This is a genomic window from Kitasatospora sp. NPDC127060 (assembly GCF_042724935.1).
GTDB lineage: Bacteria > Actinomycetota > Actinomycetes > Streptomycetales > Streptomycetaceae > Kitasatospora.
This window is the reverse complement of the sequence record NZ_JBHXEG010000086.1, coordinates 1-22195: the sequence shown is the minus strand read 5'-3', so window position 1 is coordinate 22195 and position 22195 is coordinate 1. Positions and strand designations below refer to the sequence as shown.

Below are 22195 nucleotides of genomic sequence, written 5' to 3'. Positions count from 1 at the left end.
ACTCGACGAAGAACGGGCCGCCGTCGGGGTCACCGCCGCCCGGCCCGGGTGGGTGGCCCCGGGCGAAACCGCCCGGACGGCCGCCCGCGGTGGGCACGCCCGGAGACCGCCCCGCCGCCCGGGTGAACGGGCGGCGCGGCGGGAGCGACGGGCCGGGGGCCGGACGGGCCGGAGGTGATGATCGCCGGGTTCCCGGAGGCCCTCACCGTCGGAGGCGGACATGCGGATCCTGCTCCTCGCCAGCGCGTTCAACAGCCTCAGCCAGCGGCTGCACGCCGAACTGCGTGACCGGCGCCACCGGGTCGACGTCCAACTGGCCGGTGAAGACGACGAGTTGACGGCGGCGGTGCACCGCCTGCGGCCGGACGTGGTGCTCGCGCCGATACTGCGCACCGCGATCCCGCGGAGCGTCTGGTCGCGGCTCACCTGTCTGATCGTCCACCCCGGCCCACCGGGCGACCGCGGCCCCTCCTCGCTCGACCGGGCGGTCCAGGAGGGCCGCAGCGAGTGGGGCGTCACGGTGCTCCAGGCCGAGGAGGAGATGGACGCCGGACCGGTCTGGTCCTGGGCGCCCTGCCGGCTCCCCGAGTGCGGCAAGAGCGACCTGTACCGCAACGAGGTCGCCGACGCCGCCGTGGCGGCCGCGCTGCTCGCCGTGGAGCGGGTCGCGTCCGGCACCCACGCGCCCCAGCCCCAGCACGGCCCCGGCTGGCGGGCGACCGTCCGCACCCGGCCGCTGCTGCGCCAGGAGGAGCGCCGGATCGACTGGGCGGCCGACCCCACCGAGGAGGTGCTCCGCCGCCTCCGCGCCGGGGACTCCCAGCCCGGGGTGCTGGACGAGCTGTGCGGTGCCGAGTGGTTCCTGCACGGCGGCCACCCGGAGCCCCGGCTGCGCGGCCGCCCGGGCGAGCTGCTCGCCACCCGGGCCGGCGCCGTCTGCCGGGCTACCTCGAACGGCGCAGTGTGGCTCCCCGAACTGCGCCGCCGCCGTGCCCCGGGCGGCCCGGCGACCGTCAAGCTACCCGCGGTGACGGCGCTCGGCGCACTGCTGCCGCCCCTGCCGGAGCGCCCGGCACCGCTGGTGCCGGAGGACGGCGACCGGCCGGGGTGGTCCGACATCCGCTATCGCGAGGACGGCCCGGTGGGCTTCCTGCGGTTCTCCTTCCCCGGCGGGGCGATGTCCGCCGAGCACTGCCGCCGGCTGCTGGCGGCGTACCGCTTCGCCCTCGGCCGGCCGACCTCGGTGCTGGTGCTCGGCGGCGGCCGGGACTTCTTCTCCAACGGCATCCACCTCAACGTGATCGAGGCCGCGCCCGACCCGGCCGCCGAGTCCTGGGCCAACATCACCGCGATGGACGACCTGGTCGCCGAGGTGCTCACCACCACCGACCGGCTGGTGGTCGCCGCCCTCGGGGGCAACGCCGCGGCCGGCGGGGTGATGCTGGCGCTGGCCGCCGACGAGGTCTGGTGCCGCCGCGGCTCGGTGCTCAACCCGCACTACCGGCTGATGGGCCTGTACGGCTCGGAGTACTGGACGTACACCCTGCCGCGCCGGGTGGGTGCGGCGGAGGCCGAGCGGCTGACCGGCCAGGCGCTCCCGGTGTCCGCGGTGGCCGCCGAGCGGATCGGCCTGGTCGACCGGGTGCTCGACGGCGGGCCGGCGGAGTTCGGCGCGGGCGCGGCCCGGCTGGCCGGGCTGCTGGCGGCCTCGCCCGCCACCCAGCGCCGGATCGCGGCGAAGAAGGCCGCGCGCGAGGCCGACGAGCGGGTCAAGCCGCTCGACGCGTACCGGCAGGAGGAGCTGGCGGTGATGCGCCGGCAGTTCTTCACACCCGAATCGCCGTACCACGCGCTGCGGTCCGCGTTCGTGCGCAAACGCCCGGTGCCCACCGGGCTGCGCGCCCCGCACTGACCCGAACGGCCCCGCAGGGCTTGCGCGCGAGGGGCGGCCCCGCCGGACGCGCGGACCGGCGAGCCGTCCGAACCGTTGCTATGACTGGGTCCGAGCCATTTCGTCCGGCTCCCATCCCCGAGGAGGCATCCTCATGGGTGCTGCAACAACCGACACCGACGTGGTGCACATTCTCTGGATCAACGCCGGCCTCAGCTGCGACGGGGACTCCGTCTCGCTGACCGCCGCGATGCAGCCGAGCATCGAGGAGATCGTCACCGGCGCGCTGCCCGGCCTGCCCCAGGTCGCGGTGCACTGGCCGCTGATCGACTTCGAGTGCGGTCCGGTCCAGGGCGCGGACAACTTCGTCGAGTGGTTCTTCAAGGCCGACCGCGGCGAGATCGAGCCGTTCGTCCTGGTCGTCGAGGGGTCCATCCCCAACGAGAAGATCAAGAAGGAGGGTTACTGGTGCGGCTTCGGCGACGACCCCGCCACCGGCCAGCCCATCACCACCAGTGAGTGGCTGGACCGGCTCGCCCCCAAGGCGACCGCCGTGGTCGCGATCGGGACCTGCGCCACGTACGGCGGCATCCACGCGATGGCCGGCAACCCGACCGGTGCGATGGGCGTGCCGGACTACCTCGGCTGGGACTGGAAGTCCAAGGCCGGGCTGCCGATCGTCTGCGTGCCGGGCTGCCCGATCCAGCCCGACAACTTCGCCGAGACGCTCACCTACCTGCTGTACCAGCTGGCCGGCTCCGCGCCGATGATCCCGCTCGACGACAAGCTGCGGCCCGCCTGGCTGTTCGGCGCCACCGTGCACGAGGGCTGCGACCGCGGCGGCTACTACGAACAGGGCCAGTTCGCCACCGACTACGGCACCCCCGAGTGCCTGGTGCGGCTCGGCTGCTGGGGCCCGGTCGTCAAGTGCAACGTCGCCAAGCGCGGCTGGATCAACGGCGTCGGCGGCTGCCCGAACGTGGGCGGGATCTGCATCGCCTGCACCATGCCGGGCTTCCCCGACAAGTTCATGCCCTTCATGGACCCGCCGCCCGGCTCGCGGGTCTCCACCAGTGCCAGCAGCGCGTACGGCACGCTCATCCGCCGGCTGCGCGCGATCACCCAGAAGACCGTCGACAAGGAACCGAAGTGGCGCCGCACCGGCCGCCACCTGACCACGGGTTACCGCCCGCCCTGGTGACAGGGGAGGGCCGCACACCGCCCCGGTGTGCGGCCCTCGTAGGACCCCGGCCCGGCCGGCGGACCCCACAGAACCCACAGAACCCGCCGACCCCGCAGACCCCGCGGACCTCGTAGACCCCGTAGACAAGGACACGCAGAGACGATGGCAACACCGACGACCAGGGCGGCCGGCGACGGCAGCGGCCTGACCGAGATGTCGTGGGACCCGATCACCCGGATCGTGGGCAGCCTGGGCATCCACACGAAGATCGACTTCAAGCAGAAGCGGGTCGCGGAGTGCTACAGCACCTCCTCGGTCTTCCGCGGCTACAGCGTCTTCATGCGCGGCAAGGACCCGCGCGACGCCCACTTCATCACCAGCCGGATCTGCGGGATCTGCGGCGACAACCACGCCACCTGCTCCGTCTACACCCAGAACATGGCGTACGGCGTGAAGCCCCCGCACCTGGGGGAGTGGATCATCAACCTCGGCGAGGCGGCCGAGTACATGTTCGACCACAACATCTTCCAGGAGAACCTGGTCGGGGTCGACTACTGCGAGAAGATGGTCCGCGAGACCAACCCGGGCGTCCTGGAACTGGCCGAACGCACCGAGGCCCCGCACGCCGGCGAGCACGGGTACAAGACGATCGCCGACATCATGCGCTCGCTCAACCCGATCGAGGGCGAGTTCTACCGAGAGGCGCTCCAGGTCAGCCGCTACACCCGGGAGATGTTCTGCCTGATGGAGGGACGCCACGTGCACCCCTCCACGCTCTACCCCGGCGGCGTCGGCACCGTCGCCACGGTGCAGCTGTTCACCGACTACCTGACCCGGCTGATGCGCTACATCGAGTTCATGAAGAAGGTCGTGCCGCTGCACGACGACCTCTTCGACTTCTTCTACCAGGCGCTCCCCGGCTACGAGGAGGTCGGCCGGCGCCGCGTCCTGCTCGGCTGCTGGGGCAGCCTCAACGACCCGGACCACTGCGACTTCACCTACCGCAACATGACGGACTGGGGGCGGCGGATGTTCGTCACCCCCGGCGTGGTGGTGGACGGCAAGCTCGTCACCAACGACCTGACGCAGATCAACCTCGGCATCCGGATCCTGCTCGGCAGCTCCTACTACGAGGACTGGCAGGGCAAGGACCTGTTCGTCACCCACGACCCGCTGGGCAACCCGGTCGATCCCCGGCACCCGTGGAACCAGCACACCATCCCCCAGCCGCAGAAGCGCAACTTCGACGACAAGTACAGCTGGGTGATGTCCCCGCGCTGGTTCGACGGCAAGGACCACCTCGCCCTCGACACCGGCGGCGGCCCGATCGCCAGGCTGTGGTCCACCGCGCTGTCCGGACTGGTCGACATCGGCTACGTCAAGGCCACCGGCCACAGCGTCCAGATCAACCTGCCCCGCTCGATGACCAAGCCCGAGGTCACCTTCGAGTGGAAGATCCCGCAGTGGAGCAACGCCATCGAGCGCAACCGCGCCCGCACCTACTTCCAGGCCTACGCGGCCGCCGCCGCCCTGCACTTCGCCGAGAAGGCGCTCGACGAGGTCCGCGCCGGGCGGAGCCAGACCTGGGAGCGGTTCGAGGTGCCGGACGAGTCGATCGGCTGCGGCTTCACCGAGGCCGTGCGCGGCGTGCTCTCGCACCACATGGTGATCCGCGACGGCAAGATCGCCAACTACCACCCGTACCCGCCCACGCCGTGGAACGCCAGCGTGCGCGACAGCTACGGCACGCCCGGCCCGTACGAGGACGCGGTACAGAACACGCCGATCTTCGAGGAGAACTCCCCGGAGAACTTCAAGGGCATCGACATCATGCGCGCGGTGCGCAGCTTCGACCCCTGTCTGCCCTGCGGCGTGCACATGTACGTCGGCAACGGGCGCACCCTGAAGACCATGCACGTGCCCACCGGCCTGAGCGGGCTCACCGCATGACGGCCGAACAGACCGGGCTGCGGATCCAGCAGGCCCTGGACGCGCTGGCCGGCAGCGGCGCCGAGCAGGCGGGCGAGCAACTCGTCCGCGACCTCATGGAGTTCTACGGCGAGGGGCTGGCCCGGCTGGTGCCCGCGCTGCCCCCGCCCGCCCTGGAACGGATGCTGGACGACCCGGCGGTGGCCGGGCTGCTGCTCCTGCATGACCTCCACCCCGAGGACCTGACCGCCCGGATCGACCGGGCGCTCGCCGGCCTGCCGGAGCGGATCGAGGTGCTCGGCTACGAACCCGCGACCGGCACCCTGCGGCTGCGCCGGACCGCCTCCGGCTGCGGCTGCGGCGAGCCTGAGGTCGAGGCCGCGCTCGCCTGCCACGCCCCCGAGGTGACGGCCCTGGAGCTGGAGCGCGCCCCCCAGCTGCTCCAGATCGGCACCCGCCCGCCGCAGCCCGCGGAGGCGCGGTGAACACCCGCAGGGTCTCCCGGGACGGGACCGCCCTGCTGCGCCGGCTGCGCGAGCCGGCCCCGTCGCGGCCCGAGCAGTGCGGCCTCTGCGGCCGGGACCTCCCGCCCGGTCACCGCCACCTGGTGGACGTCGAGGAGCGTGCCCTGGCCTGCACCTGCACCGCCTGCGGCCTGCTGTTCCAGCAGTCGGGCGCGGCCGGCGGCCGCTACCGCACCGTGCCCGAGCGCTGCCTGGTCGACCCGGACGGCGAGGTGGACGAGCGGGTCTGGTCGGTGCTGGGCGTCCCGGTCGGCACCGTCTTCCTGTTCCGCAACGCCGTCCTGGACCGGCTGCTCGCGTTCTACCCCGGGCCGGCCGGCGCCACCGAGAGCGAGGTGGACGAGGAGGCCTGGCAGCGCGCCCTCGGCAGCAGCCGGCTGGCCGCCGCCCTGGAACCGGACGTGGAGGCGCTGCTGCTGCGCCGCACCGAGGGCCGGGTCGACTGCTACCTGGTGCCGATCGACCTCTGCTACGAGCTGGTCGGCCGGCTCCGGCGGTGCTGGCACGGCTTCGACGGCGGAGCCGAGGCCCGCGCCGAACTCGACGCGTTCTTCGGGCAGTTGGCCGAACGGGCGCGCCCCCTGCCGGCGGCGGTGACGGCATGACGGCGCTCGGCTTCAGCTGCACCGGCGTCCGCTCCGACCCGTACGCGGCCGGGCCCACCCTGGTGTTCCGGCTGCGCATCACGGCGCCCGCCGACACCCGGGTGCACGCCCTCGCCCTCCAGTGCCAGCTGCGGATCGAACCGGTGCGCCGGCCCTACGCCGACGCCGAGGGCGAGCGGCTGGCCGACCTCTTCGGCGAACGGGAGCGCTGGGCGACCACGCTCAACCCGATCCAGTTCGCCACCGTGCCGCTGCTGGTGCCCGGCTTCACCGGGGAGACCGAGGCCGACCTGGTGGTGCCGTGCAGCTACGACCTGGAGGTGGCCTGCGCCCGGTACTTCCGGGCGCTGGACGACGGCGAGGTGCCGCTGCTGCTGCTCTTCTCCGGCACCGCCTTCGCCGGCCCCGGCGGCTTCCAGGTCACCCCCGTGCCCTGGGACCGGGAGGCCCGGGTGCGGATGCCGGTACGGGTCTGGCGGGAGGCCCTCGACCAGCACTTCCCCGGCTGCGGCTGGCTGCGGCTGCCCGAGGACGTCCTGGACGACCTGCTCGCCTACCGCTCCGGGCGGGCCCTGCCCTCCTGGGAGGCGACGGTGCGCGCCCTGCTCGCGACCGCGGCCGTCGAGGAGGGCGCCCGGTGAAGACCTTCCCCGAGGGGATCGAACGCGGCTTCGCGGCCGCCCGGCAGATCGCCGACGCGGTGCTGCTGGAGGGCTACGTGCTCTACCCGTACCGGGCGTCGGCCGCCAAGAACCGGCTGCGCTGGCAGTTCGGCGTGCTGGTGCCGCCGGAGTACACCAGGCAGGGCGGCGAGCACTCCCACCAGCGCACCGAGTGCGTCATGGAGGCCCGGCGGGGCGACCGGCTGGCCGTCGAGCTGCGCTTCCTGCGGGTCCAGCGGCGCACCGTCGAACGGGCCACCGCCACCGGCGGGTTCGAGCCGGTGGAACGGCTGGAGCTCGCCGACCGGGTGCTCGTCGAATGGGACGAGGGCGTCGAGGAACGCATCGAACTCCTGCTCTCCGTTGACGAGTTGGCCGGAGCGGGGGTGCAACGCGGGTTCCGTCTGCCGGGCGTCGGCGGCACCGAGTTGGTGCACGAGCAGGGAAGCGCCGTCGGCCGGCTGGTGCGGCGGCGTGAACAGGTCGACGGGCTGGTGCGGTTGCGGATCGAGGAACTGCCCGGCCCCTACCGGGCGCAGCGGCTCACCGCCGAGGTGGAGAACGCCTCACCCTGGACGCCGCGCCGCAAGGACGGCCGGGAGGAGGCGCTGCCGCGCTCGCTGGTCTCCGCCCACCTGCTGCTCGGGCTGGAGCACGGCCGGTTCCTCTCGGTCACCGATCCGCCCGAGTGGGCCCGCGCGGCCGTCGGGCGGTGCCGCAACGAGCGGACCTGGCCCGTCCTGGCCGGGCCGGACGGTGGGTGCCAGGTGATGCTGTCCTCGCCGATCATCCTGGAGGACCACCCGAGGATCGCCCCGGAGAGCCTGGGCACCCTCTACGACTCCACCGAGATCGACGAGATCCTGGCGCTGCGCACGGCGGCCCTGACCGACCAGGAGAAGCGCGAGGCCCGGGGCACCGACGACCGGGCCGGGGCGGTGATCGACCTGGCCGAGTCCATGCCGCCCGAGGTGCTGGAACGCCTCCACGGCGCCGTGCGCGGGCTGCGCGAGATCACCGGCGGCGGCTCCGATCCCGAACAGCCCTGGTGGGATCCGGGCGGCGACCCGGACGTCGATCCCGCACGGGACCGGGTGCTGGTCGACGGCCGGTCGGTCGGCGCGGGCAGCCGGGTCGTGCTGCGGCCCGGCCGGCGGCGCACCGACGCCCAGGACCTCTTCCTGGACGGACGAACAGGCGTCGTCGAGGCCGTCCTGCACGACGTGGACGGCTCCGTGCACCTGGCCGTCACGGTGGAGGACGACCCGGGGGCCGACCTGTGGCGGGCCCAGGGTCGCTTCCGTTACTTCCAGCCCGACGAGGTCACCCCGCTGGAGGAGTCATGACCGGTGGGAAGGTGCTGGTCGCCGGGGTGGGCAACCTCTTCCTCGGCGACGACGGCTTCGGCGTGGAGACCGTCCGGCGGCTGGCCGCCCATCCGCTGCCGGAGGGCGTGGAGCTGGTCGACGTCGGGGTGCGTGGCGTCGACCTCGCCTACCGGCTGCTGGACGGCTGCCGGACCGCCGTCCTGGTGGACGCCACCTGCCGCGGCGGCGCCCCCGGAACCGTCTACCTCATCGAGGCGGACGCGGAGCCGCTGGAGGTGCCCGTCCTGGACGGGCACCGGATGGGCCCGGACGCCGTCCTCGGCCTGCTCGCCACGCTCGCCGCCGGCACCGGGGGCGAGCCGCCCGCGCGGGTGCTGGTGGTCGGCTGCGAGCCGGCCTCGCTGGAGGAGGGCATCGGGCTGAGCGCCCCGGTCGCCGCCGCGGTGGAGGAGGCCGTCCGGACGGTCCTGGAGGCCGTCGAGGAGGCGGTGCTGGAGGCCGTCGAGGAGGCGGTGCTGGAGGCCGTCGAGGAGGCGGTGCGGCCGGAGCCGTCGAGTGCGGAGCTGGAGAGGAGGACGACACCATGCTGAGGAAACTGTTCTGCGCGGCCCTGCTGGCGGGGATCGGCGCGCTGGTCTGGCAGAGCCTGCCGGACATCCGGCGGTACCTGAAGATCTCGCGGATGTGAGCCGCGGATTGCTGCGAACGGTGCAGCCCCGGACGCGGTGGCGGCGCGGCTTCGAGCCCGCGCCGCCACCGCCCCCTGTAATGGGGCGCGTTGCCGCCCGCCGTGGGAAGGGACCGATGCACGAGATGTCGATCGCCGCCGCCGTGGTCGAGCAGGTGGACACGGCCGCACGCGAACACCGGGCCCCGGGAGTGGCCCGGATCCGGCTGCAGGTCGGCGAGTTGGCGGGCGTGGTGCCCGAAGCCCTCGACTTCTGCTTCGAACTCGCCTGCGCCGGAACGCTGGTGGAGGGCGCCGCACTGGACACCGTTGCCGTCCCGGCGCGGGCCCGCTGCGCCCCCTGCGCCGTCGAATGGGCCGTCGGCATGCCGCCCGACCTCGGCTGCCCGGACTGCCGCACCGGCGCCGGCGTCGAGCTGCTGTCCGGGCGAGAGCTCCAGATCCTCGACGTCGAGTGGGCCCGGGGCCCCGGCGTCCCGGCCGAACAGAAAGGCTGAAACCGATGTGCCAGAGCGGCCACACGGTCGACCTGCGCCGGGCGGTGCTCGCCCGCAACGACGACAGCGCCCGCGAACTGCGGGCCGCGCTGACCGCCCGCGGGACCGTCGCGGTCAACCTGCTCTCCAGCCCCGGCAGCGGCAAGACCGCCCTGCTGGAGGCCGAGTTGGGGCTCGCCCGGCGGCGCGGGATCGAGGTCGCCGCGCTCACCGCCGACCTCGCCACCGAGAACGACGCGCTGCGGCTGGCCCGTTCGGGCGCTCCGGTGAAGCAGGTGCTCACCGACGGCCTGTGCCACCTGGAGGCCCGGATGCTGGCCGGCCACCTGGACGGCTGGCTGCCGCCGGACTGCCGACTGCTGTTCGTGGAGAACGTCGGCAACCTGGTCTGCCCGGCCTCCTACGACCTCGGCGAATCGCTGCGGGTGGTGCTGGCCTCCGTCACCGAGGGGGAGGACAAGCCGCTCAAGTACCCGACCGCGTTCGGGCTGGCCAACCTCGTGCTGGTGACCAAGGCGGACCTCGCCGCGGCGGCCGAGTTCGACGAGGCGGCGTTCCTGGCGAACGTCCAGCGGGTCAACCCCGGGGTGGAGGTGGTGCGGACCTCGGCCCGCAGCGGGGACGGCGTCGGCGTGCTGCTGGAACGGGCGCTGGGTGTGCTGGACGGCGGCGTGCCGCACCGGCCGGTGATGGCGGCCGGGCAGGAGCACGGCGGGCACGCACACGCGGGGGACGTGCGGCCGGGGGACGTGCGGTCGGGGCAAACGCAGGAGGGTCACCACCACCACGCGGTGCCGGAGACGCCGTGACGGCGCCCGCCCGCGAACGGCGGCGGGTCGCCGTCCGCGGCCTGGTGCAGGGCGTCGGCTTCCGGCCGTTCGTCTTCGCGCTGGCCGGGGAACTCGGACTGGCCGGCAGCGTCACCAACACCGGCGAGGGCGTCCTCGCCGAGGTCGAGGGCAGTCCCGCCGCGCTGGACGCCTTCTGCCGGCGGATCACCGCCGACGCGCCGCCGCTCGCCCAGGTCGCCTCGGTGGAGCACGCGCCGCTCGCCGCCACCGGCGCCACCGGGTTCGCCATCACCCCCTCACGCACCGACGGGCCCCGCGCCACCCTGATCCCGCCCGACGTCGCGACCTGCGCCGACTGCATGGTCGAACTCACCGATCCGGCCGACCGGCGCCACCGGCACCCGTTCATCAGCTGCACCAACTGCGGCCCCCGGCACACCATCGTCACCGGCCTGCCCTACGACCGGGCCGACACCACCATGGCCGGCTTCCCGATGTGCGCGGACTGCGCCCGGGAGTACACCGACCCCGCCGACCGCCGCTTCCACGCGCAGCCCGTCGCCTGCCACGCCTGCGGACCACGACTCGCCCTGACCGTCCACGGCAGCGGCCTCGGCAGCCTCGGCGGCCTCGGCGGCCTCGGCGGCGAGGACGCGCTCGGCGAGGCCCGGCGAATGCTCGCCGGCGGGGCGATCCTCGCGGTCAAGGGCCTCGGCGGCTACCACCTCGCCTGCGACGCCCGCGACGCCGCGGCCGTCGCCCTGCTGCGCCGGCGCAAGCGGCGCGGTGACAAGCCGTTCGCCCTGATGGCCCGGGACCTCGCCACCGTCGAGGGCCTGCTGCCGGTCGGGCCCGTCGAACGGGAACTGCTCACCGGAGCCGTCCGGCCGATCGTCCTGCTGCGCCGCCCCGGAGGCTTCGCGGCGCAGCTCCCGGCCGTCGCCCCCGGCAGCCCCGACCTCGGGGTGATGCTCCCGTACACCCCGCTGCACCACCTGCTGCTCGCCGCCCCCGGGCCGGACCTGCTGGTGATGACCAGCGCCAACCTCTCCGGCGAGCCGATCGTCACCGACGACCAGGAGGCGCTCACCGCGCTCGCCCCGCTGGTCGACGGCTGGCTCACCCACGACCGGCCGATCAACGTCCCGTGCGAGGACTCGGTGGTGCGGGTGGTGGACGGCGAACAGCTGCCGCTGCGGCGCTCGCGCGGCTACGCGCCGCTGCCACTCCCGCTGCCCGTACCCGTCCGGCCGGTGCTGGCGGTCGGCGGGGACCTCAAGAACACCTTCGCGCTCGCCCGGGACGGCTACGCCTGGCTCTCCGGCCACATCGGAGACATGGACGACCTGGCCACGCTGCGCGCCTTCGACCGCGCCGTCGAACAGCTCGGCACCGTCAGCGGGGTGCGGCCCGAACTGCTGGTCGCCGACCGGCACCCCGGCTACCGGTCCGTCCGGCACGCCGAGCGCACCGCCGCCGGCCGGCCGGTGCGCCGGGTGCAGCACCACCACGCCCACATCGCCGCCGTGCTGGCCGAACACGGCCTGGACGGCGGCCGGCCCGTGCTCGGCGTCGCCTTCGACGGCACCGGCTACGGCGAGGACGGCGCGATCTGGGGCGGCGAACTGCTGCTCGCCGACTACGACGGGTTCCGCCGGCTGGCCCACCTGGGCTACGTGCCGCTGCCGGGCGGTGACGCGGCCGTCGAGCGCCCCTACCGGACGGCGCTCGCCCACCTGCGCGCCGCCGGGCTGCCCTGGACCGCCGGACTGCCCTCGGTGCGGGCCTGCCCGGATGAGGAACTGCGGCTGCTGGAGCGGCAGTTGGAACGCGGGCTGAACTGTGTGGAGACCTCCAGCATGGGCCGGCTGTTCGACGCGGTGTCCTCGCTCGCGGGGGTCTGCCACCGGGCCGGGTACGAGGCCCAGGCGGCGATCGAACTGGAGGCGGCCGCCGTGGAGTTCGGCCCGGCCGAGGGTTACGCCTTCGCGCTGGTCGCCCAGCGGGACGGCTGGATCCTCGACCCCGGGCCGGTGCTGTCCGGGGTGGTGGCGGACGTCACCGCCGGGGCACCGGCCGGGCTGGTCGCCGCGCGCTTCCACACGGCGGTCGCCGAGGCCGTCCGGCTGGTCTGCGCGGCCGCCCGGGACCGGTGCGGCACCACCACGGTGGCGCTCAGCGGCGGCGTCTTCGCCAATGCGCTGCTCTCCTCGGCCTGCGCCCGCGGGCTCGGGGAGGACGGCTTCACCGTGCTGCGGCACCGCCGGGTGCCGCCCAATGACGGAGGGCTGGCGCTCGGCCAGCTGATGGTGGCCGGCCGGTCGTCGGCCGCCCGGGAGGAGTGAGAGCGGATGTGCCTGGCGGTGCCCGGCAGGGTGACGGAGATCGGTGAGCGGGATGGGACCCGGATGGCGGTGATGGACTTCGGCGGCGTGGTCAAGGACGTCTGCCTGGAGTACCTGCCCGATCTGGCGGTGGGGGAGTACGCGATCGTCCACGTGGGCTTCGCGCTGCAGCGGCTGGACGAGGAGTCGGCCCGGCGGACGCTGGCGCTGTTCGAGGAACTCGGGCTGCTCCAGGAGGAGTTCGGCGATCCCTGGGAGGCGGCGGCCGGGGAACCGGTGGCCCGGACGGCGGCGGTGGCCGAGACGGCGGTGGCGGTCGAGGAGGTCGAGCGGTGAAGTACCTGGAGGAGTTCCGCAACCCAGAGCTGGCCGAGGGCCTGCTCGCGGACATCAGGGCGACGGTCACCCGGCCCTGGGCGCTGATGGAGGTGTGCGGCGGCCAGACGCACAGCATCATCCGGCACGCCATCGACCAACTCCTGCCGGACGAGGTCGAGTTGATCCACGGACCGGGCTGCCCGGTGTGCGTCACCCCGCTGGAGGTGATCGACCGGGCGCTGGCCATCGCGGCCCGGCCCGGGGTGATCTTCTGCTCCTTCGGGGACATGCTGCGGGTGCCCGGCACCGACCGCGACCTGTTCCGGGTCCGGAGCGAGGGCGGCGACGTGCGGGTGGTGTACTCGCCGCTCGACGCGCTGAAGATCGCCCGGGAGAACCCCGACCGGGAGGTCGTCTTCTTCGGCATCGGCTTCGAGACCACCGCCCCGCCGAACGCCATGGCCGTCCACCTGGCCCGGAAACAGGGCCTGGGCAACTTCAGCATGCTGGTCTCGCACGTCCGGGTGCCCCCGGCGATCGAGGCGATCATGGAGTCCCCGGACTGCCGGGTCCAGGCCTTCCTGGCCGCCGGACACGTGTGCAGCGTGATGGGCACCGCCGAGTACCCGGCCCTCGCGGAACGCCACCGGGTGCCGATCGTCGTCACCGGCTTCGAACCGCTGGACATCCTGGAGGGCATCCGGCGCACCGTGCGGCAGTTGGAACGCGGGGAGCACACCGTCGACAACGCCTACCCCCGGGCCGTCCGCCCCGAGGGCAACCCGGCGGCCCGCGCCATGCTGGAGGACGTCTTCGAGGTCGCCGACCGGGCCTGGCGGGGCATCGGCGTCATCCCCCGGAGCGGCTGGCGGCTCTCCCCGCGCTACCGGGACCACGACGCCGAGCACCGCTTCGACGTCACGGGCATCCGCACCAGCGAACCCGCCCAGTGCCGGGCCGGTGAGGTGCTCCAGGGGCTGCTCAAGCCCCACCAGTGCGAGGCCTTCGGCACCGTCTGCACCCCGCGCACCCCGCTCGGCGCCACCATGGTCTCCAGCGAGGGCGCCTGCGCCGCGTACTACCTCTACCGGCGGCTGAGTACGCCGGGCCCCGTCCAGGAGGCGAGCCCCGTTGGCTGACACCGAACTGCTCACCGACGCCGACGCGCCGGACTTCTCCGGCTGGAGCTGCCCGCTGCCGCTGCGCGACCACCCCCGGGTGGTGATGGGGCACGGCGGCGGCGGGGCGATGTCCGCCGAACTGGTCGAGCACGTCTTCGCACCCGCGTACGGCGGCCCGGCGCTGGCGGGCCTCGCCGACTCCGCCGTGCTGGAACTCGGCGGCGCCCGGCTCGCCTTCTCCACCGACTCCTACGTGGTGCGGCCGCTGTTCTTCCCCGGCGGCTGCATCGGCGACCTCGCCGTCAACGGGACCGTCAACGACCTGGCCATGAGCGGGGCCCGGCCGGCCTACCTGTCCTGCGGCGTCATCCTGGAGGAGGGAGTGGAGCTGGCCGTGGTGGAGCGGATCGCGCGCGCCATCGGCGCCGCCGCCCGCACCGCCGGGGTGGAGGTGGCCACCGGGGACACCAAGGTGGTGGAGGCCGGGCACGGCGACGGCGTCTACCTGAACACCGCCGGCATCGGGCTCGTCCCGGCCGGGGTCGACATCCGGCCGCAGCGGGCCCGCCCGGGCGACGTGGTGATCGTCAGCGGGCCGATCGGGCTGCACGGGGTGGCGATCATGAGCGTCCGGGAGGGGCTGGAGTTCGGGGTCGAGGTGCGCAGCGACAGCGCGGCGCTCGGCGGGCTGGTCGAGGCCATGCTCGCGACGACCCGCGACCTGCACGTCCTGCGCGACCCCACCCGGGGCGGCCTGGCGGCGGCACTCAACGAGATCGCGACGGCCGCCGGGGTGGGTGTGGTACTCAGCGAACGCGCCGTGCCCGTCCCGGAGCCGGTGGCCAACGCCTGCGCCGTTCTGGGCCTGGACCCGATGTACATCGCCAACGAGGGCAAGCTGGTCGCCTTCGTCCCGCGCGGCGAGGCGGACGCCGTGCTCGCCGCCATGCGGGCCCACCCGCTCGGCGCGGAGGCGGTGGTGATCGGCGAGTGCGTCCAGGACCACCCCGGGATGGTCGTCGCCCGCACCGGCTTCGGCGGCACCCGGGTGGTCGACCTGCCGATGGGCGAGCAGCTGCCGCGGATCTGCTGACCCCGCCGCGCCGCCGGGGCCGGTCCGGGGCCGCCCGGGCCGGTCCCGGCGGCTGACCGTCGGTGGCCCCGCGTAGTGTCGTGCCCGAACTGGACGAGCGGGTGGTCGGGAGGGCAGTTGGAGCTGCAAGGGGACGCATGGGACGCCAGGGTGACCGGGATCCGGCGGTCCGCGGAGGCCGGGGAGCTGGGCGGCCTGGTCCGGAGTCTCCATCCGCTCAACCGCGACCTCGACGGTGACTGGAGCCACGGAGGCGGCGCTGCGGGTGGCTCGCTCTGACCGGCGAGCCACGCAGTCTGCCCGTCACGTCGCACCACGGTTCGGGCAGCGCGGAGTTCGAGGTCGATCCCTTCAACTTCCGTGCGCTGCAGGGCATCGCGGCCCTGCTGGCACTCGCACCCGCTCAGCCGGCCTCGGCCGTCGCCCTGGGCCGGTTGGTGGAGGCGGCCCTGCTACGGATTCCGGGCGTCGGCATCCGCTCGCACAGGACGGCCTCCGCCGCCGTGCACGCCCTCGTCCAGCTGGGGGACCAGGACGCCTACGACGAGTTGGGCCGGCTGGCCGGTGTGGTGAAGTACCGGCCCACGGTCAAGCTGATCGACGCGGCGCTCGCAGCCGGGGCCCGGTAGGGCGGGGCGCGGGGGTGGTGGGAAACCGATTTCCGTTTTGGCCGGGGGTCGCATAGGCTGGGTCCACCGACGCGGGGTGGAGCAGCTCGGTAGCTCGCTGGGCTCATAACCCAGAGGTCGCAGGTTCAAATCCTGTCCCCGCTACCAGCAGGAGCCGGGGTCGACGCACTTGGTGCGTCGGCCCCGGCTTTTCGCGTTCCGCGGGTGTGGCCGGCGTACGCCCGGTCGCGGTGGTCGTGACGCGGGCCGAGTTCGGTGGGTGCCGGGAAGGCGGTCTGCCGCGACTCCCTTCCGTGCGCGGGTACTTCGGTGATGTCCGAGCAAAGCCCACCGGGGCGCTGAGCGGCGGTCAGGCCGGTTCGCCGGGATTGATGGGGCCATGACGGCACATCAGGTTACGTTGAGGTAATTTATCGGTGTCGTCCGGGTGAACGCCCCCGGGCCCCGCATGAAGGACTCGTACGTGCTCTCTCACCAGTCCCGCCGTTCCGGCCGCCGTCTGGCCGGTTCCGCACTGGCCCTCGCCGCCGCCGTCGGTGTGCTCCCCGTCGCTCCCGCGTTCGCCGATCCGGCTCCCGCGCCGGGGGCGGCGCAGGGCGATGCCACTCCGCATCTGGACGCGGTGGAACGGGCCTTGCGTCAGGTGTCGCCCGGGCTGGAGGGCGTGGTGTGGCAGCGGACGGCGGGCAACCGGCTGGACGCGCCGGCCGGGGACCCGGGCGGGTGGCTGCTGCAGACGCCTGGGTGCTGGGGGGACGCCTCCTGCGCCGAACGGGGCGGCACGAAGCGGCTGTTGGACAAGATGCGGGAGAACATCGGCAGGGCCGTCCGGACCGTCGACATATCAACTCTCGCCCCGTTCCCGGACGGTGGGTTCCAGGACGCCATCGTCGACGGCCTCAAGGCCTCGGTGGCCGCCGGGAACTCGCCGCACGTGCGGATCCTCGCCGGGGCCGCTCCGCTGCTCAACATCACCGCGCTGCCGTCCCGGTACCGGGACGACCTGGTGGCCCGGCTCGGCTCGGCCGCCGACCGGGTGACCGTCGAGGTGGCCTCGATGACCACCGCGAAGACCGCGTTCTCCTGGAACCACTCCAAGTTGCTGGTCGTGGACGGGCAGAGCGTCATCACCGGCGGGATCAACAACTGGAAGGGCGACTACCTGGACACCGCCCATCCGGTGACCGACGTCGACCTCGCGCTGAACGGTCCGGCCGCCGCCTCCGCCGGCGCCTACCTGGACACCCTGTGGGACTGGACCTGCCGCAACAGCGGGGTGTTCTCGGCCGCCTGGTTCGCCTCCTCGAACGGCGCCGGCTGCACCCCCGACCTGGAGCGGCGGCTCAACCCGGCGGCGGGGCAGGTGCCCGCCGCCGGGACCGTACCGGTGATCGCCGTCGGCGGCCTGGGCGTCGGCATCCGGGACGGCGACCCGGCCTCCGGCTACCGCCCGGACCCGGTGAGCGGCGTCGAGGACGTCAAGTGCGGCCCGATCGCCCTGCGCGACCGCACCAACGACGACCCCGGCTACGAGACCGTCAACCCGGAGGAGAACGCGCTGCGCGCGCTGGTCGCCGGCGCCGGCAGCCGGATCGACATCTCCCAGCAGGACGTGACCGGCACCTGCCCACCGATGCCCCGCTACGACGCACGGCTCCTCGACCTGCTCGCGGGCAAGCTCGCGGACGGGGTGAAGGTCCGGATCGTCGTCAGCGACCCCGGCAACCGGGGCGCGGTGGGCAGCGGCGGCTACTCGCAGATCAAGTCCCTGAACGAGATCAGCGACACCCTCGCGGCCCGGCTCACCGCCCGCCTCGGCGACCCGGCGCAGGCCCGGACGGCGATGTGCCGGAACCTCCAACTCGCCCCGTTCCGCGCCGCGTCCGCGCCGACCTGGGCCGACGGGCACCCGTACGCGCTGCACCACAAGCTGGTCTCGGTCGACGGCTCGGCGTTCTTCATCGGCTCGAAGAACCTCTACCCCGCCTGGCTGCAGGACTTCGGCTACGTGGTCGAGAACCGCACCGCCGCCGCGCAGTTGGACGCCCAGCTGCTCGCCCCGCAGTGGCAGTACTCGCAGGCCGCCGCGACCTTCGACTACAGCCGCGGCCTCTGCCACGGCTGACACCCGGAGCAGGGTGGCGACGGTGTCGGGAACCGCGCCGCCACCGCGACCTGCTGACCGAACCCGACCAGGCCGCCCGCCTCGCCGAGGTGTAGGGCCCGGCGGGGGCCCAGCGGGTCGAAAGTCCCGCAAGTTCCTTGTCGCTGCGGCTGGTTCGCCGGCTGTGCCGAGAACGGCCCGCCGAGCAGGCGCCGGGGCAGCAGGCTCGCCCCGGACCAGCGCTCCGTCGACGGCGACCTGATGGACCAGGGCAGCCTGGTCACCGCCGTCGACCGGATCCAGCCCGACGAGGTCGACGACCTCGGGCACCGGTCGGCCTCCGCCGAACCGCAGCGATCCGGGGTTTCCTAAGAAGCGCTCTTACGTCGGGTCGCGACGATGCGGGAATGAACGCCATGACATCCCGTCAGCTGCCGCGGACCCAGCGGCAGCGAGCCGCACTGGCGGCAACACTCGTCGTGACCTGTGCAGGAACACTGTGCGGTACGGTCGGGCCGCCGGTCGCCGCGGCGACCGTCCGGCACGAGATCCGGCTGAACGGCGAGCAGATCGAGATTCCCGTCGACGGCGCGACGGCCGAGGTGCGCGTCGATTCGCTGGCGGTGGGCATGCGTGCCGCCGACGGCGGTGAGCTGACGCTCTCCGCGCCGGCCGCGGAACCGCTCGGCCGGCCCGGCCCCGTCAGGATCAGTCGGGGAGCGGCGAGTTGGACGCTGCCCGAGCGCGGTCTCACCGTGACGGCGGCGGCGGAGCGGGGCCGTCTGCGGATCAGCGTTCGCGGCACCCGGGACGGCTCCACGCTGTCCTGGCCGGTGACCGGCACCGACCGGGCCGCATCGCAGGTGCAGCTGCCGCGCGGCGAGGGGCTCGGGGTGCCGGTCGCGGACCCGTTCTGGACCTCGGCCGAAACGGGCCTCGCCGGGCACGGCTACGACCTCACCGCCGACCTGTCCATGCCGCTGTGGGGCTACACCCTGGGCAGTCGGGGTGTGAGCTACCTGGTCCCGGACCCGGCCGGTACCTCGCTCGCCTTCGCCGCCGACGGCGGGCGGTTGAAGGGTACGGGTGTGCACACCTTCTCGCGGCGCGCGAGCACCACGGACTACACCGTCACCTTCGCCCTCACCGATCCGTCCCCGGTCGCGCCCGCACTGGACTACCGGCGCTGGCTCGCCGACGACGGCCGACTGGTCACCCTCAACAGCAAGATTGCCGCCAACCCGGAGGTCGGCAAGCTGCTCGGCGCCTTCCACGCCTACACCTGGGGCGAGGCCCGGACCGCTCAGGGCGTGGCGCAGATGCGGGCGCTCGGGTTGAGCCGGCTGTGGCTCGGCTACGACGCCGACGGCCAGCCGATGGACGCGCAGGCGGTGGCGGCCGCCGAGCGCGCGGGCTACCTGGTCGGCCCCTACGACTCGTTCGCCAACGGGCAGGACCCGAAGGCCTCCGACGCGCCGACCTCCTCCTGGCCCGCCCCGGTCTATCCGGACTTCTGCGTCCACGAGCAGGACGGCCGGGTGAAGGCGGGCTTCCACGACCGCGGCTGCTACCTCAGCTCGCAGGCCTTCGAACAGACCGCGCAGGGCCGCCGGTACCTGGCCGAACGCACCCGGCAGATGACCGCGAACGGAGCCACCAGCTACTTCCTGGACGTCGACGCGGCGGGCGAACTGTTCGACGACTACAGCCCCGCCCACGCCATGAACCGGTCGCAGGACCAGGCCAACCGGTTCGCCCGGATGCGCCGGCTCTCCGGTGCCGACAAGCTGGTGCTGGGATCGGAGAGCGCCGGCAGCTGGGCCAGTCCGGTGATCGACTTCAGCCACGGTTCGTCGACCCCGGTGGCCGACGGGCTCTGGCCCCTGGAGCGGGACAAGGCCACCTGGGGCGGGTACGCGTCGGCCGGCGCTCCAGGGGTGTTCTTCAAGCCGGTGGCCCTGCCCGCCGACCTCACCAAGGCGATGTTCGACCCCGCGTACCGCATCCCCCTGTACGAGAGCGCGCTGCACGACTCCCAGGTCAACCTGGACCGCTGGGAGCTGCCGTACACCAAGATCCCCGCTCTCGAAACCGACCGGGCCCTGCTCGCCATGCTCTACAACACCCCGCTGAACCTGGTGCTGGACGGCCCGTCCCTCACCAGCCAGGGCAAGCAACTGGCCGAACTGCAAGGCTACTTCGCGCCGCTGCACGAAAGCGCGGGCACCCAGCCGATGACCGGCTTCCGCTGGCTCACGCCGGACCGCCAGGTCCAGCAGACCACCTTCGGCGACTCCGTACTCCAGGTCACCGCCAACTTCGGCACCGCCCCGTACGGCTCGTTGCCTCCCGGCTGCGTCGACGCCGAGCTCAAGGGCGGCCGACCTCAGCGCCTCTGCCCGACGACGCTGCCGGCCAGGTAGGGTCCGGTAGCCCGGGTGCGGGGTCCTGATCCGGCCGTCGGCCGTCGGCCGGTGCCACGGCCGTGGCGGCGTTCTGCCCGGCCCCGCACCGAAGGCCAGGAGCAGGTCGGACGGCTACCGCTGAGGGCGGGCTGCCTGGATCGGCTCGCCCCTTCCGATGGAGCTGAACCAGGCGGCCGGATCCCCGCTCGACCGGGTGGCCGTGGGTTCAGCCGAGGCCGGTCTTCTCCAGCGGCCTCCGCAACGCGCCGCTCAAGCGCCCTCAGGGGTGGTAGGCACCGGTGTTCTTCTTCGCGATGATCTTCGCGATCGCGATGGACCGGTCCGCCTGGTGCTGGTCCAGGCCGGGGAACGGGACCAAGGACCCGGGCGGGGTGCACCACCCGGCCCCGGCGAGAAACCGGCGGAGGCGGTGAGATGGAGGCGACGCGCCACCGCAGGGGGCGCCGCCCCACTCCGTGAAGGGCAGGAACACCATGAAGGCCGCCGTCGTCCACGACTTCACCGCCCCGTTGGTCATCGAGGACCGGCCGGTGCCGCAGCCGGCCGCGCACCAGGTGCGGGTGAGGATCGAGGCCTCCGGGCTGTGCCATACCGACATCCACGCCGCGCACGGCGACTGGCCGGTCAAGCCCTCCCCGCCGTTCGTGCCAGGACACGAGGGCGTGGGCGTCGTCGAGGCGGTCGGCGAGCGGGTCCGGCACGTCCGGGTCGGCGAGCGCGTCGCCATCCCGTGGCTGGCCGACGCCTGCGGGCGCTGCGACCAGTGCGTGACCGGCTGGGAGACGCTCTGCCTCGACCAGCACAACAGCGGCTACTCGGTGGACGGCGGCTACGCCGAGTACGCGATCGCGCACGGCGACTACGTCGTCCCCGTCCCCGACGGCATCGATCCGCTGGACGCCGCGCCGCTGTCCTGCGCGGGCGTCACCACCTACAAGGCGCTCAAGGTCTCCGGGGCCCGCCCCGGCACCCGGGTGCTGGTCTCCGGCATCGGCGGGCTCGGCCACCTCGCCCTCCAGTACGCGCGGATCTCGGGCGCCGAGACCATCGCCGTCGACGTCACCGACGACAAGCTGGCCCTCGCCCGCGAACTCGGCGCCGACCACGTCCTGGACGCCCGCACCCAGGACGTCGCCGCGGAGGTGCAGGCCCTCGGCGGCGCCCACGCCGCCATCGCCCTCGCCGTCAGCAATGCCTCCTTCCAGGCGGCCTACGGCGCACTACGACGCGGTGGGACGCTGGTGCTGGTCGCCCTCCCGGCCGACGGGAAGCTCGAACTCCCGGTCTTCGAGACCGTGTTGAATGGAACCAAGGTGATCGGCTCGATCGTCGGTACCCGCGAGGACCTCGCCGAGGTCTTCCGTCTGCACGCTCTCGGCCGCACCCGGGTGATCCGCGAGACCCGTCGGCTGGGCGAGGTGAATGCCTGCTTCGACGAGGTGCTGGGCGGCAAGGTCGCGGCCCGCCTCGTCTTCGACCTGCGCGGCTGAACCGCGCCCACCTCCGGAGGAAAGGACCGTGGACGAGATGAACGACACGACGGCAAAACCGCGGATCGTGGTGGGTGTGGACGGCTCGGGATCCTCCCGGGCTGCCCTGCGGTGGGCCCTGCGGCAGGCCGCCCTGGTCGGAGCCACCGTGGAGGCGGTCACCACCTGGGAGTACCCGGTGTACTACGGCCTGGGCATGCCGATGCTGGACGGGGACTTCGCCGGGTTCGCCGGCAAGGCCCTCGCCGAGGCGGTCGCGGAGGAGGCGGGCCGGGACTGCCCGGTCGAGGTGCAGGAGCGGGTCGCCAGGGGCAACGCGGCCCAAGTCCTGCTGATGGCCGCCGAGGGGGCCGAGCTCCTCGTCCTCGGCAGCCGCGGTCACGGGGGCTTCACCGGGGCCCTGCTCGGCTCGGTCACGCAGCACTGCGTCCAGCACGCCTCCTGTCCGGTCGTCGTGATCCGGGAGCCCGGGCGGGAGATTGCGGAGCCCGCCGACGGCGGGTGACCTCCGGACCGCCCGCGGCGGGGGGGGGGGGGGGGGCCCACGGAACAGCGCGGGGCAGCGGCGGGT

Annotated in this window: 20 protein-coding genes and 1 tRNA gene; all 21 read left to right on the top strand. The window is 73.7% G+C overall.

What is annotated here, in order from left to right:
* The first annotated feature begins 220 nt into the window (after window positions 1-220).
* The 21 genes from ACFWIS_RS33585 (at window position 221) to ACFWIS_RS33485 (ending at window position 22129) form a co-directional block, all read left to right on the top strand.
* The gene (locus ACFWIS_RS33585) at window positions 221-1912 is read left to right on the top strand and encodes a hydrogenase maturation protein (RefSeq protein WP_380461054.1); all 1692 of its coding nucleotides are present in this window, start codon (window positions 221-223) and stop codon (window positions 1910-1912) included.
* A gap of 133 nt (window positions 1913-2045) precedes the next feature.
* Complete coding sequence (locus ACFWIS_RS33580) at window positions 2046-3092, top strand: hydrogenase expression protein HypE (protein ID WP_380461052.1); 1047 nt, start codon at window positions 2046-2048, stop codon at window positions 3090-3092.
* Window positions 3093-3236: 144 nt separating this feature from the next.
* Complete coding sequence (locus ACFWIS_RS33575; RefSeq protein WP_380461050.1) at window positions 3237-5024, top strand: nickel-dependent hydrogenase large subunit; 1788 nt, start codon at window positions 3237-3239, stop codon at window positions 5022-5024.
* Window positions 5021-5488: a thioredoxin gene (locus tag ACFWIS_RS33570; protein ID WP_380461048.1), complete on the top strand. Its 468-nt coding sequence runs from the start codon at window positions 5021-5023 to the stop codon at window positions 5486-5488. Before ACFWIS_RS33575 ends, ACFWIS_RS33570 begins: the two co-directional genes overlap by 4 nt.
* The gene (locus tag ACFWIS_RS33565) at window positions 5485-6132 is read left to right on the top strand and encodes a DUF5947 family protein (protein ID WP_380461046.1); all 648 of its coding nucleotides are present in this window, start codon (window positions 5485-5487) and stop codon (window positions 6130-6132) included. The genes ACFWIS_RS33570 and ACFWIS_RS33565 overlap by 4 nt, the downstream gene beginning before the upstream one ends.
* Complete coding sequence (locus tag ACFWIS_RS33560; RefSeq protein WP_380461044.1) at window positions 6129-6773, top strand: DUF6084 family protein; 645 nt, start codon at window positions 6129-6131, stop codon at window positions 6771-6773. The genes ACFWIS_RS33565 and ACFWIS_RS33560 overlap by 4 nt, the downstream gene beginning before the upstream one ends.
* Window positions 6770-8140 (top strand): hypothetical protein, encoded by a 1371-nt coding sequence (locus ACFWIS_RS33555; protein WP_380461042.1) that lies wholly within the window; start codon window positions 6770-6772, stop codon window positions 8138-8140. The genes ACFWIS_RS33560 and ACFWIS_RS33555 overlap by 4 nt, the downstream gene beginning before the upstream one ends.
* Window positions 8137-8712 carry a hydrogenase maturation protease gene (locus tag ACFWIS_RS33550; protein ID WP_380461040.1) on the top strand — a complete coding sequence of 192 codons (576 nt, stop codon included), beginning with the start codon at window positions 8137-8139 and terminating at the stop codon, window positions 8710-8712. Before ACFWIS_RS33555 ends, ACFWIS_RS33550 begins: the two co-directional genes overlap by 4 nt.
* On the top strand, window positions 8706-8810 hold the full coding sequence (locus ACFWIS_RS33545; protein ID WP_380461038.1) for a DUF6893 family small protein: 105 nt from the start codon (window positions 8706-8708) through the stop codon (window positions 8808-8810). Before ACFWIS_RS33550 ends, ACFWIS_RS33545 begins: the two co-directional genes overlap by 7 nt.
* A gap of 116 nt (window positions 8811-8926) precedes the next feature.
* Window positions 8927-9307 (top strand): hydrogenase maturation nickel metallochaperone HypA, encoded by a 381-nt coding sequence (gene hypA, locus ACFWIS_RS33540; RefSeq protein WP_380461036.1) that lies wholly within the window; start codon window positions 8927-8929, stop codon window positions 9305-9307.
* Between the two features lie 5 nt (window positions 9308-9312).
* Window positions 9313-10116 (top strand): hydrogenase nickel incorporation protein HypB, encoded by an 804-nt coding sequence (hypB, locus tag ACFWIS_RS33535; protein WP_380461035.1) that lies wholly within the window; start codon window positions 9313-9315, stop codon window positions 10114-10116.
* Window positions 10113-12443: a carbamoyltransferase HypF gene (hypF, locus tag ACFWIS_RS33530; protein WP_380461033.1), complete on the top strand. Its 2331-nt coding sequence runs from the start codon at window positions 10113-10115 to the stop codon at window positions 12441-12443. The genes hypB and hypF overlap by 4 nt, the downstream gene beginning before the upstream one ends.
* A gap of 6 nt (window positions 12444-12449) precedes the next feature.
* Window positions 12450-12779: a HypC/HybG/HupF family hydrogenase formation chaperone gene (locus tag ACFWIS_RS33525; protein ID WP_380461031.1), complete on the top strand. Its 330-nt coding sequence runs from the start codon at window positions 12450-12452 to the stop codon at window positions 12777-12779.
* On the top strand, window positions 12776-13900 hold the full coding sequence (gene hypD / locus ACFWIS_RS33520) for a hydrogenase formation protein HypD (protein WP_380461029.1): 1125 nt from the start codon (window positions 12776-12778) through the stop codon (window positions 13898-13900). The genes ACFWIS_RS33525 and hypD overlap by 4 nt, the downstream gene beginning before the upstream one ends.
* Window positions 13893-14975, top strand: coding sequence for a hydrogenase expression/formation protein HypE (hypE, locus tag ACFWIS_RS33515; RefSeq protein ID WP_380461028.1), 1083 nt, complete (start codon window positions 13893-13895; stop codon window positions 14973-14975). The genes hypD and hypE overlap by 8 nt, the downstream gene beginning before the upstream one ends.
* A gap of 434 nt (window positions 14976-15409) precedes the next feature.
* A complete protein-coding gene (locus ACFWIS_RS33510; protein ID WP_380461027.1) occupies window positions 15410-15604 on the top strand; it encodes a hypothetical protein in 195 nt (64 codons plus the stop codon).
* Window positions 15605-15674: 70 nt separating this feature from the next.
* Window positions 15675-15751 (top strand) — tRNA-Met (locus ACFWIS_RS33505).
* 316 nt (window positions 15752-16067) lie between these two features.
* Window positions 16068-17729 (top strand): phospholipase, encoded by a 1662-nt coding sequence (locus tag ACFWIS_RS33500; protein ID WP_380461026.1) that lies wholly within the window; start codon window positions 16068-16070, stop codon window positions 17727-17729.
* A gap of 386 nt (window positions 17730-18115) precedes the next feature.
* A complete protein-coding gene (locus ACFWIS_RS33495; protein WP_380461025.1) occupies window positions 18116-20131 on the top strand; it encodes a glycoside hydrolase in 2016 nt (671 codons plus the stop codon).
* Window positions 20132-20607: 476 nt separating this feature from the next.
* Entirely contained in the window at window positions 20608-21624 is a 1017-nt protein-coding gene (gene adhP / locus ACFWIS_RS33490) for an alcohol dehydrogenase AdhP (RefSeq protein ID WP_380461024.1), read from the top strand.
* 37 nt (window positions 21625-21661) lie between these two features.
* Entirely contained in the window at window positions 21662-22129 is a 468-nt protein-coding gene (locus ACFWIS_RS33485; RefSeq protein ID WP_380461078.1) for a universal stress protein, read from the top strand.
* The last annotated feature ends 66 nt before the right edge of the window (window positions 22130-22195 follow it).

Coding starts and splice junctions, on each gene's coding strand:
- ACFWIS_RS33585 (WP_380461054.1), top strand. CDS start 221: ATGCGGATCCTGCTCCTCGCCAGCGCGTTCAACAGCCTCAGCCAGCGG.
- ACFWIS_RS33580 (WP_380461052.1), top strand. CDS start 2,046: ATGGGTGCTGCAACAACCGACACCGACGTGGTGCACATTCTCTGGATC.
- ACFWIS_RS33575 (WP_380461050.1), top strand. CDS start 3,237: ATGGCAACACCGACGACCAGGGCGGCCGGCGACGGCAGCGGCCTGACC.
- ACFWIS_RS33570 (WP_380461048.1), top strand. CDS start 5,021: ATGACGGCCGAACAGACCGGGCTGCGGATCCAGCAGGCCCTGGACGCG.
- ACFWIS_RS33560 (WP_380461044.1), top strand. CDS start 6,129: ATGACGGCGCTCGGCTTCAGCTGCACCGGCGTCCGCTCCGACCCGTAC.
- ACFWIS_RS33550 (WP_380461040.1), top strand. CDS start 8,137: ATGACCGGTGGGAAGGTGCTGGTCGCCGGGGTGGGCAACCTCTTCCTC.
- ACFWIS_RS33545 (WP_380461038.1), top strand. CDS start 8,706: ATGCTGAGGAAACTGTTCTGCGCGGCCCTGCTGGCGGGGATCGGCGCG.
- hypA (WP_380461036.1), top strand. CDS start 8,927: ATGCACGAGATGTCGATCGCCGCCGCCGTGGTCGAGCAGGTGGACACG.
- hypB (WP_380461035.1), top strand. CDS start 9,313: ATGTGCCAGAGCGGCCACACGGTCGACCTGCGCCGGGCGGTGCTCGCC.
- ACFWIS_RS33525 (WP_380461031.1), top strand. CDS start 12,450: ATGTGCCTGGCGGTGCCCGGCAGGGTGACGGAGATCGGTGAGCGGGAT.
- ACFWIS_RS33495 (WP_380461025.1), top strand. CDS start 18,116: ATGAACGCCATGACATCCCGTCAGCTGCCGCGGACCCAGCGGCAGCGA.
- adhP (WP_380461024.1), top strand. CDS start 20,608: ATGAAGGCCGCCGTCGTCCACGACTTCACCGCCCCGTTGGTCATCGAG.
- ACFWIS_RS33485 (WP_380461078.1), top strand. CDS start 21,662: ATGAACGACACGACGGCAAAACCGCGGATCGTGGTGGGTGTGGACGGC.